This is a genomic window from Pseudomonas sp. RIT-To-2, from assembly GCF_029623465.1.
Lineage (GTDB): Bacteria > Pseudomonadota > Gammaproteobacteria > Pseudomonadales > Pseudomonadaceae > Aquipseudomonas > Aquipseudomonas silvicola.
This window is the reverse complement of the sequence record NZ_JAPYKM010000014.1, coordinates 72,057-88,600: the sequence shown is the minus strand read 5'-3', so window position 1 is coordinate 88,600 and position 16,544 is coordinate 72,057. Positions and strand designations below refer to the sequence as shown.

Here is a 16,544-nt window from a genome sequence, read left to right as displayed (position 1 = left end):
GAGGTGAGTATCCGCAGGTGCCGAAGGGGGGTATTGTAAATTTCGGACATGCCGGCACGGGTGTTACCGGCGCGATTCTTGCTTCTGGAAAAGCACGTAAAAGCAGCCACTTGCAGGTTCGCCCATGTCCGCTTCCACCCGCCTGGCCCAGCCTCGGTCCGCGTATGCGCAGCCCTGGTTCGTGCTCAATTCGTCGCGCTACGCGGTGACGGCGTCGACGCACCCCGCCGTTGCCCATTTCTATGCGTTCGATGTGGCGCACACGGCCGAGGCGCTGGTGGCGGTGCCAGACGGGTGTGTCGACATCATCTTCGACTGCGACGCCACCGCGCCCACCGCACGCATCTGCGGCACGCCGTTGCAGGCGCAGCCGGTGACGATGCAACGCAACCACCACTACTTCGGCGTGCGCTTCACGCCGGGCGTCATACCCGGGTTCATCAACGTGCTCGCCGAGGAACTGACCGAGCACGAACTGGACCTGCTGGAAGCGACGCCCTTCGCGCGCGGGATCTTCGAACGCATCGTGCAGAGCCAGGCCCTGGGCGAGCAGATCAGCCTGTTCACGGACCACCTGGCACCGAGCCTGATGGGCAGAACGTCCCAGGTGACGGCCATGGTGATCGAGAAGGCCCTGCAACGCCGCGGGGACATTCGCGTGCAGGAACTGGAGGCGCTGAGCGGCTATACCAGCCGCACCATCCACCGGCTATTCAGCCAGGACACCGGCATGAGCCCCAAGACCTTCTGCCGAATCATCCGCTGCCAGGCGGCACTGGATGCCCTGGGGGCTGTACGGGAAACGGCGTATTGCGACCTGGCGCTGGAGCTGGGGTTCACCGACCAGTCGCATTTCCTGCGGGACTTCAAGCGGCTGGTGAGCGCCACGCCGCATGAATATCGGCGGCGGGTGGAGGGTGAGGGGTATGCGGGGCGGATTACGTTTGGGTGAGGGGGGTTGACTGTGGGCTTGACCGCGCTCGATCTCGAGAGCGCCAGAAAACCCACAGCCCTGCACCTGGCCGCCCTGACACGACCTGACGCCATGCACCGACTAGCCCCTACCCTACCTGCGTATGCGGCAACACCCTCGAATACCCCCCCTGGTGATACAACAACGGCGACCGCCCGAAGTCATCGAACTGCACCACCCTGCCGATCATGATCCAATGGTCGCCGCCATCCAGCTGCTGATACTTCTCGCAGTGAAAACGCGCCGAGCAGTCGGCGAACACCGGTGCGCCTCCCTCCCCCGGCTCGAATTCCACCTCAGCGAAACGGTCCTCCCTGGGCCGGGCAAAGTTGTTGGAGAGGGCGATCTGGTCGGCGGCCAGGATGTTGACGGCGAAGTGGCTGGCCTGTTCGAACACCTCGTGACTGCTCGAGCGCTTGTCGATGCTCCACAGCACCAGGGGCGGGTCCAGGGACACCGAGTTGAAGCTGTTCGCGGTCACGCCCACCTTGCGCCCGTCAGGGGCGGCGGCGGTGACCACGGTAACGCCAGTGGCGAAGTTGCCCAGGGCGCGGCGAAACGCGCGGGTATCGAATTCGCAGGACATGCGGGACTCCCGGGCCGGCGCACGTCGCCGGCCATGATGGTGGTGATGGACAAAGCCTGGGGGCGGCGGGTCAGACCATGCTCGGGTCAGGTTCCAGGCCCATCAGTTCACGGCCCAGAATCTGTGCGCACACGTCGTAGTCGGTGTACGCGTGGGCGCCCGTCAGGTGGGCATCGCGAAACAGGCGCTGCAGCTCGTTGGTGTCGAACCAGGCACCACCGCCCGCGGCTTCCATCAAGCGGTCCACGGCCTGGATGCACATCTTGGTGGCGTAGCCCTGGTTGGTGCGCCAGAAGGCCAGGGTCTCGCGGCTCGGGTAACGGTGGCCCTCACCGTGCTCGGCGTGCTCTTGCCAGGTTTTTTCCAGGAAGGCCCGGGCGGCCGCCACCTGGTGGGTGGACTCGGCCAGGCGCATCAGCGCCGGCGTTGCCGCGCCTACCGCGGCACCGGTGTAGGCACGTACCCGGTTGCGGGTTTTCTCGCGGAACACTTCCAGCATGCGCTCGGCAATGCCAAGGCTGACCGTGGAGAAACCACTGGCGAAATAGGGCCGATACGGCGAATAGAAAATCTTGCTGTCGGGGTACAGGCCAAACCCTGCGGACTTGCCTTCCATCATGTCCTTGGCTTTCTGGATGCGGTGTTCGGGGACGAAGGCGTTATCGACGACCAGCGTCTTGCTGCCGCTGCCCCGCATGCCCACGGCGTACCAGTCATCACGAATCTCGTAGTCGCTGCGCGGCAGCACGGCGAAGCAATAGTCTTGAGCGCCTTCGGCGTTCTTTCGACGGAACCCGACGATGGCCCATTCGGCATGATCACAGCCACTGCTCCAGCCCATCTCGCCACTGAAGCGCACCCCGCCCTCCACTTCTTCGGTGCGCCCGAACGGCGCGATGCTGCTGCTGGCGGTAGCGTCGCAGTCTTGCCCCCAGATTTCTTCCTGCAACCTGGCGGGAAACATCGCCAACTGGTGGCTATGGGTACACAGCAGGCTCATGGCCCACGCGGTGCTGGCGCAGGCGCCCGCCAGCAGGGCGATGCAGTCGGCGAACTGCGGCAACGATATTTCCATGCCGCCGAACTTCTTCGGCAGGAACGCGCGGTGCAGGCCGATGCTTTTCAGCAAGGCGATGTTTTCGGCGGGTACGCTGCGGTCTTGTTCCGCGACAAAGGCATTGGCGTGAATCGCAGGTAGTATGGCTTTCAGGTCTTCGAGCAGGGGGTTGGGCTTTTTCATGGTTCCACTCTGTTTATTATTGGGGGAGGACCAAGACCTGGCGCTGCGCTGCAAAGCACCGCAGGCAACACAGCCGGCGCAGGTTCGTTCATGAATGCCATTTGAGTATGGGAGGGCCACGGTGCCGCGAAAATGCACGTTCCGGATTGCCGATTGCACTTTTCATGGCCCGGTGAAAAAGCGCGCGATCGGCCGTGTGAAAAGTGCAAGCGGTTCTGTGCAAAGTGCATTTTCCCCCCACGCCCCTGCCCCGCATGATCAGGCCATCAACAAAAACAACAAATGGAACCTGCCCTCATGCGCACCGCCGCCTCTGCGTCGACGGCCCCCGCGGCCGCCGCCCGTTCTACCCATGCCCAGATCACCTGGCGGCTGATGCCGCTGTTGCTGCTGTGCTACCTGTTCGCCCACCTGGACCGTATCAACATCGGCTTCGCCAAAATGCAGATGAGCAGCGACCTGCACTTCAGCGACACGGTGTACGGCTTTGGCGCCGGGCTGTTCTTCATCGCCTACGCGCTGTTCGGTGTGCCCAGCAACATGGCCCTGGACCGCGTGGGCCCGCGACGCTGGATCGCCACTCTGATGGTGGTATGGGGCCTGCTGTCCACCAGCATGCTGTGGGTCGAGGGCGCCACCGGGTTCTATACCCTGCGCCTGCTGCTGGGGATGGCTGAAGCCGGGTTCTTCCCGGGCATACTGGTGCTGCTCAACCGCTGGTACCCGGCAGGGCGGCGCGCCCAGGTCACCGCGTTGTTCGCCGTTGCCGTACCCATGGCCGGGGTCATTGGCGGGCCACTGTCGGGGGGCATTCTGCAGGGCTTTCATGACCTGGGTGGGCTGCGTGGCTGGCAGTGGATGTTCCTGATCGAAGGGCTGCCGGTGGTGGTGCTTGGCCTGGTGGTGCTCAAGGCCCTGCCCGACCACTTCGAAAGCGTCAATTGGCTCAGTGCCGAACAGAAGCGCAAATTGCGCACGCAAATGGACGCAGAGGAACAGCGCAAGTCCATCACCTCCCTGAGTGGCATCGTTCGCGATGGCCATGTGTGGTTGCTGGTCGCCATCTATTTCGCGGTAATGCTGGCAGTCAACACCCTGGCCTTCTGGATGCCGACGCTGATACACGGCGCGGGCATCGGCAGCGATGGCCAGGTGGGCCTGCTCAGCGCCGTGCCGTACCTGGCCGGCTGCCTGTTCATGCTTGGCTGCGGGCGCTCCTCGGACCGCCGCCGTGAACGCCGCTGGCACCTGTGCGTGCCGCTGCTGATGTCGGCGCTGGGCATTGCCGTGGCCGGCATCGCGCCCGGCCACGCGCCCCTGGTGATGACGGGCCTGGTGGTCGCCGGCATGGGCGCCAGCGCCGCATTGCCGATGTTCTGGCAACTGCCACCGGCCTTTCTGGCCAACAACACCCAGGCAGCCGGCATCGCCATGATCAGCTCGTTCGGCAGCATCGCATCGTTCCTGGCGCCTTACCTGATCGGCTGGATGCGCGACACCACCCACAGCACCAGCCTGGCGCTGTACGTGCTGGCGGTATTCATTGCCCTGGGTAGCCTGCTGGTGCTGCGCACCGAAGCCCGGGTGGTCAACCCCGCCTGACCCGGCCATCGCGAATTTCACAACAATAACAAAGGAATCGCCCCATGCCCCCACGCCTGTTTCGCCGCACGGCGGGCGCCAGCCTGTGCGCGGCGCTCGCACCGCTGGCCGCCCACGCCGACTTCATCCAGGACAGCAAAGCCAGCCTGGAACTGCGCAATTTCTACCTCAACCGCGATTTCCGCCAACCCGGCGCCAGCCAGAACATGGCCGATGAATGGGCTCAGGGTTTCATCCTGCGCATGACGTCGGGCTATACCGAAGGCCCGGTGGGCCTGGGCCTGGACGCCTTGGGGGAACTGGGTGTCAAGCTGGACTCCAGCCCCGACCATCGCGGCACGGGGCTGCTGCCCTACGGCGCCAGCAACCAACCGGCCAATGACTTCAGCGAGCTGGGCGTGACCGCCAAGGTCAAAGTCAGCCAGACGGTGCTCAAGGTCGGCACCCTGCTGCCGCAACTGCCAGTTGCCGCTTACAACGACGTGCGCTTGCTGCCGTCCACCTACAGCGGCGAGCTGCTGACCTCCCAGGACATCGCAGGCCTGACCCTCAATGCCGCACGCCTGACCCGGCAGAACCTGCGTGATTCCTCCAGCACCGACGACATGAGCTACGGCGGGGTACGCAGTGCCCATCTGGACCTGGCAGGTGGTACCTACCGGCTCACCCCTGGCCTGGCCGCCAGTTATTACTACGCCCGGATGGAAGACATTTATCGCCAGCACTTCATCGGGCTGGTGCACGACCTGCCTCTGGGTGAAACCGTGAAGCTGCGCAGCGACCTGCGCTATTTCACCACCCGCGAGCAGGGCAATGAAGACTATCGGGGGGCCAGCCGCGTCGACGGTGGGCGCATCGACAACCGTTTCTTCAACGGTATGGTCACGCTGAACAGGGGCCCACACGCACTCGGCATCGGCTACCAGAACCTGTCCGGTGACGGCGACTTCGCCTACCCGGGGCTCGACCCCTACTCCATCAACCTGGTGACCATCAGCCCGTTCACCAAGGCCGGCACCGATGCCTGGCAGGCACGCTACGACTACAACTTCGCCGCGCTGGGCATACCTGGGCTGACCTTCATGACCCGTTACGTCGATGGCCGTCATGTGCATACCAGCGCCGTGGACGACGGCCGCGAACGGGAACGCGACACGGACCTGGCCTACACGGTGCAAAGCGGCCCATTGAAGAATGTGACCGTGCGCTGGCGCAACGCGGCGTTTCGGTCGGGTAACGGGTTGAGCACGGCGATCGACGAGAACCGCGTGATCATCGGGTACACGGTGGCGCTGTGGTAAGGCCTGACACTGGGCGGTGCGAACCAGCGACGTCCACCAGGAGGGTGGCGGGTACAGGCCAGCGCCCCGCGTGCACGCACTTACTCCGTTGCCCCCACCTGCCGCTGCCGGTATTCACCCGGGGTCATCTGCGCATAGCGTTGGAAGAACCGGCTGAAATAGGCCGGGTCCTTGAACCCCAGCGCAAAACAGATTTCATTGGCCGAACTGCCGGTGTACAGCAACAGGCGCCGCGCCTCCTGCATCAGCCGTTCCTGGATCAGGCGCTTGGACGGCAAGTCGGCGATGCGCCGGCACACGTCGTTGAGGCGCGCCTCGGTGACACCCACGCCTTCGGCATAGTGGGACAACGGCCAGTGCTGACGGTAGTTCGCTTCAATCAGCTCGTTGAAGCGGTGGAAGATCTTCAGGTCCTCGTGGCGCGCCGGCCGTGCCGCCAGCGAGTTGGCGCACAGGCGCAGCAGGCTGACCATGATCAACCGCGTCAGGCTCTCCAGCGCGGCGGCCCGGCCTGGGGCGGTGGCTTCTTTCTCCCGGGCCAGCTCATCGAACAGGCACTCCAGGCGGGTGATTTCCCCCCCGTGTTCGCTGCCCAACCCCGCCAGCGCCACGCACGCAGCCGGCAATTGCGGCCCCGGCGCCAAGGCCGCATCCGACTCGATCAACTGCCATACCAGTTGCTGACGCACCGTCAGCACATGGCCATCGGCATCGGCCTCGGTCACGAACGAATGGGGAATGGTCGGCGGCGTGAGGAAAAACATCGGGCCCGACTCCACGTACTGCTGGTCATCCAGGTACACCCGCACGGTGCCGGTCTTGACGTAATGCACCTGGAAAAAACGATCGTGACGGTGCACCGGCATGTTGCGCCCGAAAAAACCGGCCAGGTTGCCCAGACGGTCGTAGTGCACCTCGGCGTCGCTGTAACGCTGGTCATAGACCTGGCCGATGTTGATGTTGGGGATGGGTTGCCTGTCCTTCATGTCGGGACCTCGATCTTCTTGTTTTGGGTGGCTGGTCAGCCCACGAGGCCATTGTGCCACGCTTGACGATGGTTAACTTATTAATTATAAAGTTAACACATTAATTACTTTCGCAGGGTGCCAACGCCCTGCTCCTCAAGGAGAACCGCATGAGCCGTGGCCTGCATGAGATTGCGAGCGGTACCCTGTTCGGCGTCGCGCTGAACTATCAGGGCTTGCTGCAACAACGCCTCGCCGAATTCGATCAGGCGCCTTACAAACAGCCGCCGATCAAACCGGTGCTGTTCATCAAGACCCCCAACACCCGCAATGTGCACCTGGGCGAGGTGGTCTACCCCACTGGCGTGGAACGCCTGCAACCGGGCCCGGCCCTGGGCGTGGTGATCGGCAAGGACGCCAGCCGTGTCAGCCAGGCGCAGGCGCTGAGCCATGTGGCCGGCTATACCATCGTCAACGAATTCAGCCTCCCGGAAGACAGCTACTACCGCCCGGCAGTGAAAGCCAAGTGCCGCGATGGTTTCTGCGCACTGGGCCCAGCCCTGGTACCGGTGGACGCCATCGCCGACCCGCACCAGTTGACCCTCACGCTTTATGTGAACAACGAACGGGTGCAGGAAAACACCACCGCCAACTTCGTCCGCGGCATTGCCCAACTGATCGCCGAGCTCAGCGAATTCATGACCCTGCACGCCGGTGACGTGCTGATCACCGGTACCCCCGAGGGGCGCGTAGACGTGCGCCCAGGCGACCGCGTGGACGTGGACATCACCGGCCTCGGCCGCCTCACCAACACCATCGTGGCCGAGTAAGGGGACCGCTATGAAACACGCTCGAATCCGTTTTCAAGGCCAGGACCACGCCGTCACCGTTGAAGCAGACAACGCCGTGCGCCTCGCCGATGGCCGCCTGCTGGCTGAAGACCAGGTGCAGTGGCTGCCGCCCGCCACCGGCAGCATGTTCGCGCTGGGCTTGAATTATGCCGACCACGCCAGAGAGCTGGCCTTCACGCCACCGACCGAACCCCTGGCGTTCGTCAAATCCCCCGGCACCTACACCGGCCACAACCAGGTCAGCTGGCGCCCGGACAACGTCGCCTACATGCATTACGAGTGCGAACTGGTGGCTGTCATCGGCAAGCCGGCGCGCAACGTCAAGCGCGAGGATGCGCTGCAGTACCTGGCCGGCTATACGGTGTGCAACGACTACGCCATCCGTGACTACCTGGAAAACTACTACCGCCCCAACCTGCGGGTGAAGAACCGGGACGCCACCACCCCGGTGGGGCCATGGATCGTCGACGTCGCCGATGTTCCCGACGTCGGCAACCTGGCCCTGCGCACCTGGGTCAACGGCGAGTTGCGCCAGGAAGGCACCACTGCCGACCTGATCTTCGACATTCCTTACCTGATCGAATACCTGTCCAGCTTCATGACCCTGCAACCGGGCGACATGATCGCCACCGGCACACCCGAGGGGCTGGCCGACGTAGTGCCGGGCGACGAGGTGGTCGTAGAGGTCGAGGGTGTGGGCCGGCTGGTCAACCGCATCGTCAGCGAAACCCGATTCTTCAAGAACAACAAGGCGTGAACCCATGATCAAGCACTGGATCAACGGCCGTGAGGTCGAAAGCAAAGATGTGTTCGTGAACCATAACCCGGCCACTGGCGAGGCCATTGGCGAAGTTGCCAGCGGCGGCGCCGAGGAAGTAGCCCAGGCCGTGGCCGCCGCCAAGCAAGCATTCCCGAAATGGGCCGCCACCCCGGCCAAGGAGCGTGCGAAGCTGATGCGCAAGCTGGGTGAACTGATCGATCAGAACGTGCCGCACCTGGCCGAGCTGGAAACCCTGGACACCGGCCTGCCGATTCACCAGACCCGGAACGTGCTGATCCCCCGCGCCTCGCACAACTTCGATTTCTTTGCCGAAGTGTGCACACGCATGGACGGCCACAGTTACCCCGTGGACGACCAGATGCTCAACTACACGCTCTACCAGCCCGTGGGCGTGTGCGGCCTGGTGTCGCCGTGGAACGTGCCCTTCATGACCGCCACCTGGAAGACCGCACCGTGCCTGGCACTGGGCAACACCGCGGTACTGAAGATGAGCGAACTGTCGCCTCTGACCGCCAACGAGCTGGGGCGCCTGGCCGTGGAAGCCGGCATCCCCAACGGTGTGCTCAACGTGATTCAAGGCTACGGTGCCACCGCTGGCGATGCATTGGTCCGTCACCCTGATGTGCGCGCCATTTCCTTCACCGGCGGTACTGCCACCGGCAGAAAAATCATGCAGACCGCGGGCCTGAAGAAGTACTCCATGGAGCTGGGCGGCAAGTCGCCGGTGCTGATTTTCGAGGACGCCGACCTGGACCGTGCGCTGGACGCGGCCCTGTTCACCATCTTCTCGCTCAATGGCGAACGCTGCACCGCCGGCAGCCGCATTTTCATTCAGGAAAGCGTGTACCCGCAGTTCGTCGCCGAATTCGCCGCGCGTGCCAAGCGCCTGATCGTCGGTGACCCGCAAGACCCGAAAACCCAAGTGGGCTCGATGATCACCCAGGCCCACTACGACAAGGTCACCGGTTATATCAGGGTCGGCCTGGAAGAAGGCGCCACCCTGCTGGCGGGCGGCCTGGAACGCCCGGCCAATTTGCCAACGCACTTGGCACGCGGGCAGTTCATCCAGCCCACCGTGTTCGCTGACGTCAACAACAGCATGCGCATCGCCCAGGAAGAAATCTTCGGGCCGGTGGTGTGCCTGATCCCGTTCAAGGACGAAGCCGAGGCGCTGAAACTGGCCAACGATACCGAATACGGCCTGGCCTCCTATATCTGGACCCAGGACATTGGCAAGGCACACCGCCTGGCCTACGGTATCGAGGCGGGCATGGTGTTCATCAACAGCCAGAACGTGCGTGATCTGCGCCAGCCATTCGGTGGTGTCAAAGGTTCCGGTACCGGCCGCGAAGGTGGCCAGTACAGCTTCGAGGTGTTCGCCGAGATCAAGAACGTGTGCATTTCCATGGGCAGCCACCCCATCCCGCGGTGGGGGGTGTAACCCCGTCCCCGTCGCCGCAGCCTCCGGCAGCGGCGACCATAACAACAATATTCAGGAGGTACCCGCATGGGCAAGCTAGCCCTGGCCGCCAAGATCACCCACGTACCGTCCATGTACGTCAGCGAACTCGACGGCCCGAAAAAAGGCTTCCGGCAGGCCGCCATCGACGGCCATTGCGAAATCAGCCGGCGCTGCCGCGAGCTGGGCGTCGACACCATCGTGGTGTTCGACACCCACTGGCTGGTGAACGCCAATTACCACATCAACTGCGGCCCCCATTTCAAGGGGCTGTACACCAGCAACGAGTTGCCGCATTTCATCAGCAACATGGACTACGAGTTCCCCGGCAACCCGGAACTGGGGCTGATCCTGGCCGACGTGTGCAACCGTTTCGGTGTCGAGACCATGGCCCACCATGCCACCACCCTGGCGCCCGAATACGGCACCCTGGTGCCCATGCGCTACATGAACAAGGACCAGCACTTCAAGGTGATCTCGGTCTCGTCCCTGTGCACCTCCCACTACCTCAACGACAGTGCCCGCCTGGGCTGGGCCATGCGCAAGGCAGTGGAGGATCACTACGACGGCACCGTCGCCTTCCTGGCCAGCGGCTCGCTGTCCCACCGTTTCGCCCAGAACGGCCAGGCGCCGGAGTTCGCCACCCGGATCTGGAGCCCGTTCCTGGAGACCCTCGATGAGCGGGTAGTGCAGATGTGGGAGAACGGCGAGTGGGCCGAATTCTGCGGCATGCTGCCCGAGTATGCGGCCAAGGGGCACGGTGAAGGGTTCATGCACGATACCGCCATGCTGCTGGGCGCCATGGGCTGGTCTGAATACGACGGCAAGGTCGAAGTGCTGACGCCCTACTTCGCCGCCTCGGGCACCGGCCAGATCAATGCGATATTCCCGGTGACCCCGCAGGACGGTTCGCGCATTCCACACGTGCAGGCGTCAAACCCCGCTAACGTGGTGTCTACCAGTCGCCTCTGAGGAACACTTCCATGCCCCACCTTGTACTGCTCTACACACCCGACCTTGAACAGCACGCGGATTTCCCGCGCCTGACCCGCGCCCTGGCCGATACCATGCTGGCCCAGCGTGACGAGAACGACAAACAGGTATTCCCCACCGGGGGTACCCGTGTGCTCGCCTACCCGGCCCAGCACAGCGCGGTGGCCGATGGCCAAGGCGATTACGGTTTCCTCTACGCCAACCTGCGCATGGCGGCCGGGCGCAGCGCCGCCGTGCACAAGGCGGTGGGCGATGCCCTGCTCAAGGTGCTCGACGAGCACCTGGCGCCCGTCCTCGAAAGCCGCCCGGTGGGCATTACCCTGCAGATCGATGAGAGCCCAGGCCAGGTCTACGACGGCAAGCGCAGCAGCCTGCACCCCCTGTTCAACAAATGATTGCGAGGTTTCCCATGCTCGACCAAGCTTTTATCCAACAAGCGGCCCAGCGCCTGGACAACGCCGAACGCAGCCGTGAACAGGTGCGCCAGTTTTCCCTCGACCACCCCGCCATCACCGTCGACGACGCCTACGCCATCCAGCGCGCCTGGGTAGCGAACAAGATCAAGGCCGGCCGCAAGCTGGTGGGCCACAAGATCGGCCTGACCTCCCGGGCCATGCAAGTGTCCTCCAACATCACCGAGCCGGACTATGGCGCGCTGCTGGACGACATGTTCTTCGATGAAGGCACCGACATTCCCTTCAACCGCTTCATCGTGCCACGGGTGGAAGTGGAGCTCGCGTTTATCCTCGGCAAGCCGCTCAAGGGGCCCGATGTCACGGTGTTCGACGTGCTGGACGCTACCGAATGGGTGATCCCGGCGCTGGAAATCATCGACGCGCGCATTCAGCAGATCGACCCGCGGACCAACGCCACGCGCAAGGTGTTCGACACCATCAGCGATAACGCCGCCAACGCCGGCGTGGTCATGGGCGGGCGCGCCGTGCGGCCCACCGAGATCGACCTGCGCAAGGTACCCGCGGTGCTGTACCGCAATGGCGTGATCGAGGAGTCGGGGGTCTCGGCCGCCGTGCTCAACCACCCGGCCAAGGGCGTGGCGTGGCTGGCCAACAAGCTGGCCGCGTATGACGTGACCCTGCAGCCGGGGCAGGTCATCCTCGGCGGTTCCTTCACTCGTCCGGTGGCCGCCAACCCGGGTGATACCTTCCATGTCGACTACGACATGCTCGGCTCCATTGCGTGCCGGTTCGTCTGAGGAGTGCCACATGATCATCAACACCTTCAAGCAACGCCTGCAAAGCGGCGAGGCACTCATCGGCCTCTGGCTGGGCCTGGCCAACCCGTACAGCGCTGAACTGGCCGCCAACGCCGGCTTCGATTGGCTGCTCATCGATGGCGAACACGCCCCCAACGACCTGCGCAGCCTGCTGGGGCAGTTGCAGGCGGTCGCCCCTTACGCCAGCCAACCGGTGATACGCCCGGTGGTCGGCGACACGGCGCTGATCAAGCAAGTGCTGGACATTGGCGTGCAGACCTTGCTGGTGCCGATGGTGGAAAGCGTTGAACAGGCTCGCGAGCTGGTGCGCGCCACCCGTTACCCACCGTTGGGCGTGCGCGGTGTGGGCAGCGCCCTGGCACGGGCATCGCGCTGGAATACCGTGCCCGGTTACCTGGACAAGGCTGACGAGCAGATATGCCTGCTGGTGCAGATCGAGAACCGCGAAGGCCTGGCCAACCTCGACGCCATCGCCGCCGTGGACGGCGTTGACGGCGTGTTCATCGGCCCTGCCGACCTGAGCGCCGCACTGGGCTACAGGGGCAACCCAGGGCACCCCGACGTGCAGGCCGCCATCGAGGACGCCATCGTGCGCATTACCACCGCCGGCAAGGCCGCCGGCATCCTCAGCGCCGACGAAACCCTGGCCCGCCGCTACCTGGAACTGGGCGCGACGTTTGTCGCGGTGGGGGTCGACACCACGGTACTGATGCGCGGGTTGCAGAGCCTGGCGTCGACCTTCAAGGATGCCCCGGCGCCCAGCACCGGGGGCGGCGTCTACTGACCTGCCGAAAGCACCGGGGGCGATGGATGTCGAAAACGCCCCTGTAGGACCTGGCCGCGTCCTGCCACCGTGTTCGGCCCGTCGCAACGCGGCGCCTGCGACGCGGCCTAGCGCTTCAGCGCCTTGAGGTCATTGAGCAAGCCCAGCAGCGTCTGCAGTTTCTCTTGCCCGAACTCCGCCTGCAGGCGCCCGTAATTGCGTTCCATGTCCTGGCTCATGGACTCGAACAGCACCTCACCCTCCTTGTCCAGGGTCACCAGCACGCGACGCTGGTCTTGCTCGGCCTTGCGCCGGCGCACCATGCCCGCCGCTTCCATGCGGGTCAGCACGCCGGTCATGCTGGGGCGCAGGATGCAGGCCTGATCGGCCAACTGGTTGATCTCCAGTTCACCCTGCTGGCTGAGGATGCGGATGATGCGCCATTGCTGTTCGGTCAAGCCGTGCTGGTTCAGCGAAGGGCGGAAGAAGCTCATGGCCACTTCGCGCGCCTGCAGCAGGTTGAGGGTCAGGGAAGGTCGAGGTGAAGACATGAAGAGCGCCAGGCTTGATTAATAGATTAACTAATTTAGCATTTTTCCCCGGCGCCAGCCATCAGGTTGCAGACGCGGTAGTCCTTGGGTGACTGGTCGAACTGCTTCCTGAATGAACGGCTGAAGTGCGCGGAGTCGGTGAAGCCCCACTTGTAGGCGATGGAGGTGATGGACTCACCGCGCAGGAACGGGTTGGCCAGGTCGTCGGCGCTGCGCTGCAAGCGGGCACGCTGGATATAGCGGCACACGCTGTCGCCCTCTTCCTCGAACAACCGGTACAGGTGACGCACCGATATGTTCAGGCGCAGGGCCAGGCTGGCCGGGGTCAGGCCACACTCGCCCAACGACTTGCCGATGACGTGCTGCACATAACCGCGCAGGTGACTGCTGCCAGGTTCAGCGGCCGTCACCACGGCGTCCTCGCCACCTTCGAAGCTGGACCCCAGCAGCGACAGCATCGCCTCCTGCAACGCCTCCCCCTGCACACCATCGTGCTCACCCGGTTCATCGTTGCGGCACAGTTGGTCCACCAGCAGGTGCAACATGCGCCCGCACATCTTTTTCGAGGACACCTTGCCGAACGCTGGCGTGCCCTTTCCCAGCCGCTTGAGCACCTGGGCCCGGGGCAATGACAGCGATGCATGCTCGATCAGGCCCGACGGGCTGATCTGGCACGCGCCCACCGAATCCATCAGGATCAGGTCACCAGGGCTCAGCGCCAGGCGCGTGGTGCCTTGGGTGATGGAGGAAAAACCAGCACGCTGGCTGACCAGGAAACACTGGCCGTCGTCCGTGGTGTCTGGCGCATTGCCAGCGCGGGTGATGCTGCCAGCGTTGGTGCGAATGGTCGCCACCTCCAGGCCGCCACGGCTGGCCAGGGTCACGTCGCCGATGAACAACGAACGGTTGAACGCCAATTGCGTATCGAAATGGCCGCAGATGGCGTGGATCGTCCGGTTCCAGTGCTCCAGCCCATCCAGGCTTGGCTGATGGATATTCATGCTCGCCTCCACACACAGTCCTTATTCTTGTGCGTAAATAGTTAACATGTTATCCATGGACGCACAACTGCAAAGCTTGGTGTGGCAAAGAGAGCAATATCCACGCCAAGCCCGCTACAGGGTGCTGACGCAACGGTGCAGGTGCGTCAAGGCGGCCAGCAACAGCGGGCGCTGGCGCTCATCAAGGCGGATGTAGCGACGGAACGCAGGTACCTGATTGACCACTTCGCTGGCGCCCATGTGCTCCAGGGTCACGCACCACTGGCCGCCTTGGGCTTGCACGCGCAGCCGCTTGAAATCCAGGGGCATCAGCGCGGCGCGCAGGGCAGCGTCCTGCTCCAGCGCCTGACGCACGCGTTGTGCCCAACCCGACTCACCCCGCAGCCGCGCACAGGCGACGCCGGTGCGCCGCCACGCGCCAATATGGCGCATCTCCAGGCTCAGGGCGCTCTGTCGCGAAGCAGGTGCACGCACGCTGAACTCAGTCATCACCAGGTGCATCAGCCATTGGCTTTCGACCCGCTCGGCCACCTCGACCCGCAGGCCGTCGGCGGTGGTGAACGCGCCACCCAAGGCCTCCAGCCCCAGGTTGCGTCGCACATGCTCCAGGGTGACCCCAGGGCGGTAGCCGGACGGCGTGCGATCAAGCAGGCGACGAAACATGGGCGCTGTACTCGCTGGCAGGTTGGCCCGGCTCGCGGGCGAATTCATTGGCCAGCACGTCTTCGACCCGCGCGGGCTTGAACGGGTTGACCTTCTGCACCACCAGGGTCCAGAACAGCGCGTAAGCCGCAGTACCGCCCAGCATGATGCCGAACGGCACGTAGATATCCGCAGGGTTCATGCCGGGTGGGGTGATGTACCACATGCCCACCAGAATGCCGAGGCTGGAGAGAATCTGCGGCAGCGGAAACAGCGGCGAACGATAAGCCCGTGGCAAGTCGGGGCGGCGAATGCGCAGGATCACCACTGACACGGTCACCAGCAGGTACGCGGTGCTCCAGGCACAGACCGCGGCCAGCACCAGGTGCAGGATATTGTCGGCGTTCCCCCCCAGGTACCAGGCGTGCAGGCACGGAATCAGGGCGGCCACGGCGATGCACACCAGCGGCGTCTTGAAGCGCGGGTGCAGGTAGGTAAAGCACCTGGGCAAGGCGCCGTCCACGGCCATGCCATAGAGAATGCGCGGCACACCGGCCATCAGCGTGTTGATGGTAGCGGCACCGGCGAACAGAAAGCCGATACCCAGCCACACCGGGCCGATACTGCCCATGACCTGGGTAGCGAATTTCGGGATGGCCATGGGGGTGTCCAGCACATGCAGGCCGGTAACCGGGTCCAGCAGCAGGTTTTCCACCTGGCGTTTCATGGCCGCGCCGTACACGAACATGCAGGTCGCCACCCCCAGCAGGCCGAGGATCATCGCCTTGGGCATCACCGAGGCGGACTTGCGCAGGTCTGGCGCCAGTGGCGTGACGAATTCGCAGCCCACGAACATGAACATGGCCATGCCCACCAGCGACAGCACCGTCATCGGATCGCTGCCCACCAGCGATTCGCCGAACCAGCCGTCCAACTGCACCGCCGGCGCCGCCAGCAGCCCCAGCACACCGAAGACCATCAGCGTGACCCACATGCCGAAGGTCAGGATGATCTCCGCCCGGCCGAACACGCTGACACCGAAAGCGTTGAGCACCCCGAAACCCAGTACGAAGGCCACCCCCAGCAGCCAGGAGCCGCCCGCCGATTCGGCCAGTGTGTTGAGGTGTTCGAAGTTCACCAGCGCCATCACGCCGGACATGATGGTCTCGGCCGTGCCGGCGAACACGTGCACGATCAGGTACGCCGACAAGGTGCCAGTGATGGCGAAGAAGCGCCCCATGCCGCAGTTGATGTAGTCGTAGACCGAGCCGGTGGTGGGCAGGATACTCGCCGCTTCGGCAAACGTGGTGGCCTGGGCCAGCATCAGCAGTACGGCGATCAGCATGGCCAGGGCGAAGGCGCTGCCACCGATACCGAAGCCCATGGTGGCGGTGAGAATCACGGGGCTGGCCATGATCAGGCCAATGGTGCTGGCCAGTGCGGTGGGAAACCCCACGGTACCGCGGTTCAAATGCTCGGTGAGCCTATGGTTGATCGACATCGTGTGCATGCCCCAGCTTCAGTGTTGGACGGAAAGGGTGACCGGCGCACTGCCGGGCATCCTCCCTGATGCGCATCGACCCTGCCGTCACTCTGCGCGCT

The 16,544-nt window shown here is 64.2% G+C and carries 16 protein-coding genes and 1 pseudogene; 10 read left to right on the top strand and 7 right to left on the bottom strand.

What is annotated here, in order from left to right; translation table 11 throughout:
* Positions 1 to 124 precede the first annotated feature (124 nt).
* Complete coding sequence (locus tag QBK88_RS14840) at positions 125 to 952, top strand: helix-turn-helix domain-containing protein (protein ID WP_277962579.1); 828 nt, start codon at positions 125 to 127, stop codon at positions 950 to 952.
* Between the two features lie 115 nt (positions 953 to 1,067).
* On the opposite strand, the pseudogene QBK88_RS14835 reads toward QBK88_RS14840, so the two are convergent.
* Positions 1,068 to 1,559, bottom strand: a pseudogene (locus QBK88_RS14835) (flavin reductase family protein); the annotation flags it as partial.
* 70 nt (positions 1,560 to 1,629) lie between these two features.
* Positions 1,630 to 2,799 (bottom strand): p-hydroxyphenylacetate 3-hydroxylase oxygenase component, encoded by a 1,170-nt coding sequence (locus tag QBK88_RS14830; RefSeq protein WP_268143009.1) that lies wholly within the window; start codon positions 2,797 to 2,799, stop codon positions 1,630 to 1,632.
* A gap of 297 nt (positions 2,800 to 3,096) precedes the next feature.
* Between QBK88_RS14830 and QBK88_RS14825 the strand changes: the two genes are divergently transcribed.
* Together QBK88_RS14825 and QBK88_RS14820 are read left to right on the top strand one after the other, a co-directional pair.
* Positions 3,097 to 4,401 (top strand): MFS transporter, encoded by a 1,305-nt coding sequence (locus QBK88_RS14825; protein WP_277962578.1) that lies wholly within the window; start codon positions 3,097 to 3,099, stop codon positions 4,399 to 4,401.
* A gap of 44 nt (positions 4,402 to 4,445) precedes the next feature.
* The gene (locus QBK88_RS14820; protein WP_277962577.1) at positions 4,446 to 5,702 is read left to right on the top strand and encodes an OprD family porin; all 1,257 of its coding nucleotides are present in this window, start codon (positions 4,446 to 4,448) and stop codon (positions 5,700 to 5,702) included.
* An 80-nt stretch (positions 5,703 to 5,782) separates the two neighbouring features.
* Here QBK88_RS14820 and hpaA read toward each other — a convergent pair whose 3' ends face one another.
* Positions 5,783 to 6,688: a 4-hydroxyphenylacetate catabolism regulatory protein HpaA gene (hpaA, locus tag QBK88_RS14815; RefSeq protein WP_277962576.1), complete on the bottom strand. Its 906-nt coding sequence runs from the start codon at positions 6,686 to 6,688 to the stop codon at positions 5,783 to 5,785.
* 149 nt (positions 6,689 to 6,837) lie between these two features.
* On the opposite strand from hpaA, the gene QBK88_RS14810 reads away from it, so the two are divergent.
* From QBK88_RS14810 to hpaI, 7 genes are all read left to right on the top strand, one after another.
* A complete protein-coding gene (locus tag QBK88_RS14810) occupies positions 6,838 to 7,497 on the top strand; it encodes a fumarylacetoacetate hydrolase family protein (protein WP_277962575.1) in 660 nt (219 codons plus the stop codon).
* A gap of 10 nt (positions 7,498 to 7,507) precedes the next feature.
* Positions 7,508 to 8,275 (top strand): fumarylacetoacetate hydrolase family protein, encoded by a 768-nt coding sequence (locus QBK88_RS14805; RefSeq protein ID WP_277962574.1) that lies wholly within the window; start codon positions 7,508 to 7,510, stop codon positions 8,273 to 8,275.
* Positions 8,276 to 8,279: 4 nt separating this feature from the next.
* Positions 8,280 to 9,740 carry a 5-carboxymethyl-2-hydroxymuconate semialdehyde dehydrogenase gene (gene hpaE, locus QBK88_RS14800; protein WP_277962573.1) on the top strand — a complete coding sequence of 487 codons (1,461 nt, stop codon included), beginning with the start codon at positions 8,280 to 8,282 and terminating at the stop codon, positions 9,738 to 9,740.
* 66 nt (positions 9,741 to 9,806) lie between these two features.
* Positions 9,807 to 10,730, top strand: a complete 924-nt coding sequence (hpaD, locus tag QBK88_RS14795) for a 3,4-dihydroxyphenylacetate 2,3-dioxygenase (RefSeq protein WP_277962572.1) — start codon at positions 9,807 to 9,809, stop codon at positions 10,728 to 10,730.
* Positions 10,731 to 10,741: 11 nt separating this feature from the next.
* Complete coding sequence (locus QBK88_RS14790; RefSeq protein ID WP_277962571.1) at positions 10,742 to 11,146, top strand: 5-carboxymethyl-2-hydroxymuconate isomerase; 405 nt, start codon at positions 10,742 to 10,744, stop codon at positions 11,144 to 11,146.
* A gap of 14 nt (positions 11,147 to 11,160) precedes the next feature.
* Positions 11,161 to 11,964, top strand: coding sequence for a 2-oxo-hept-4-ene-1,7-dioate hydratase (gene hpaH, locus QBK88_RS14785; protein WP_277962570.1), 804 nt, complete (start codon positions 11,161 to 11,163; stop codon positions 11,962 to 11,964).
* Between the two features lie 10 nt (positions 11,965 to 11,974).
* Positions 11,975 to 12,769: a 4-hydroxy-2-oxoheptanedioate aldolase gene (gene hpaI / locus QBK88_RS14780; protein WP_277962569.1), complete on the top strand. Its 795-nt coding sequence runs from the start codon at positions 11,975 to 11,977 to the stop codon at positions 12,767 to 12,769.
* A 107-nt stretch (positions 12,770 to 12,876) separates the two neighbouring features.
* Here hpaI and hpaR read toward each other — a convergent pair whose 3' ends face one another.
* The 4 genes from hpaR to QBK88_RS14760 form a co-directional block, all read right to left on the bottom strand.
* The gene (gene hpaR, locus QBK88_RS14775; protein ID WP_268143025.1) at positions 12,877 to 13,299 is read right to left on the bottom strand and encodes a homoprotocatechuate degradation operon regulator HpaR; all 423 of its coding nucleotides are present in this window, start codon (positions 13,297 to 13,299) and stop codon (positions 12,877 to 12,879) included.
* Positions 13,300 to 13,334: 35 nt separating this feature from the next.
* Complete coding sequence (gene feaR / locus QBK88_RS14770) at positions 13,335 to 14,300, bottom strand: transcriptional regulator FeaR (protein WP_277962568.1); 966 nt, start codon at positions 14,298 to 14,300, stop codon at positions 13,335 to 13,337.
* Positions 14,301 to 14,414: 114 nt separating this feature from the next.
* The gene (locus QBK88_RS14765; RefSeq protein ID WP_277962567.1) at positions 14,415 to 14,963 is read right to left on the bottom strand and encodes a DUF3156 family protein; all 549 of its coding nucleotides are present in this window, start codon (positions 14,961 to 14,963) and stop codon (positions 14,415 to 14,417) included.
* Positions 14,944 to 16,443 (bottom strand): APC family permease, encoded by a 1,500-nt coding sequence (locus QBK88_RS14760; protein WP_268151622.1) that lies wholly within the window; start codon positions 16,441 to 16,443, stop codon positions 14,944 to 14,946. Before QBK88_RS14760 ends, QBK88_RS14765 begins: the two co-directional genes overlap by 20 nt.
* Positions 16,444 to 16,544: the final 101 nt, after the last annotated feature.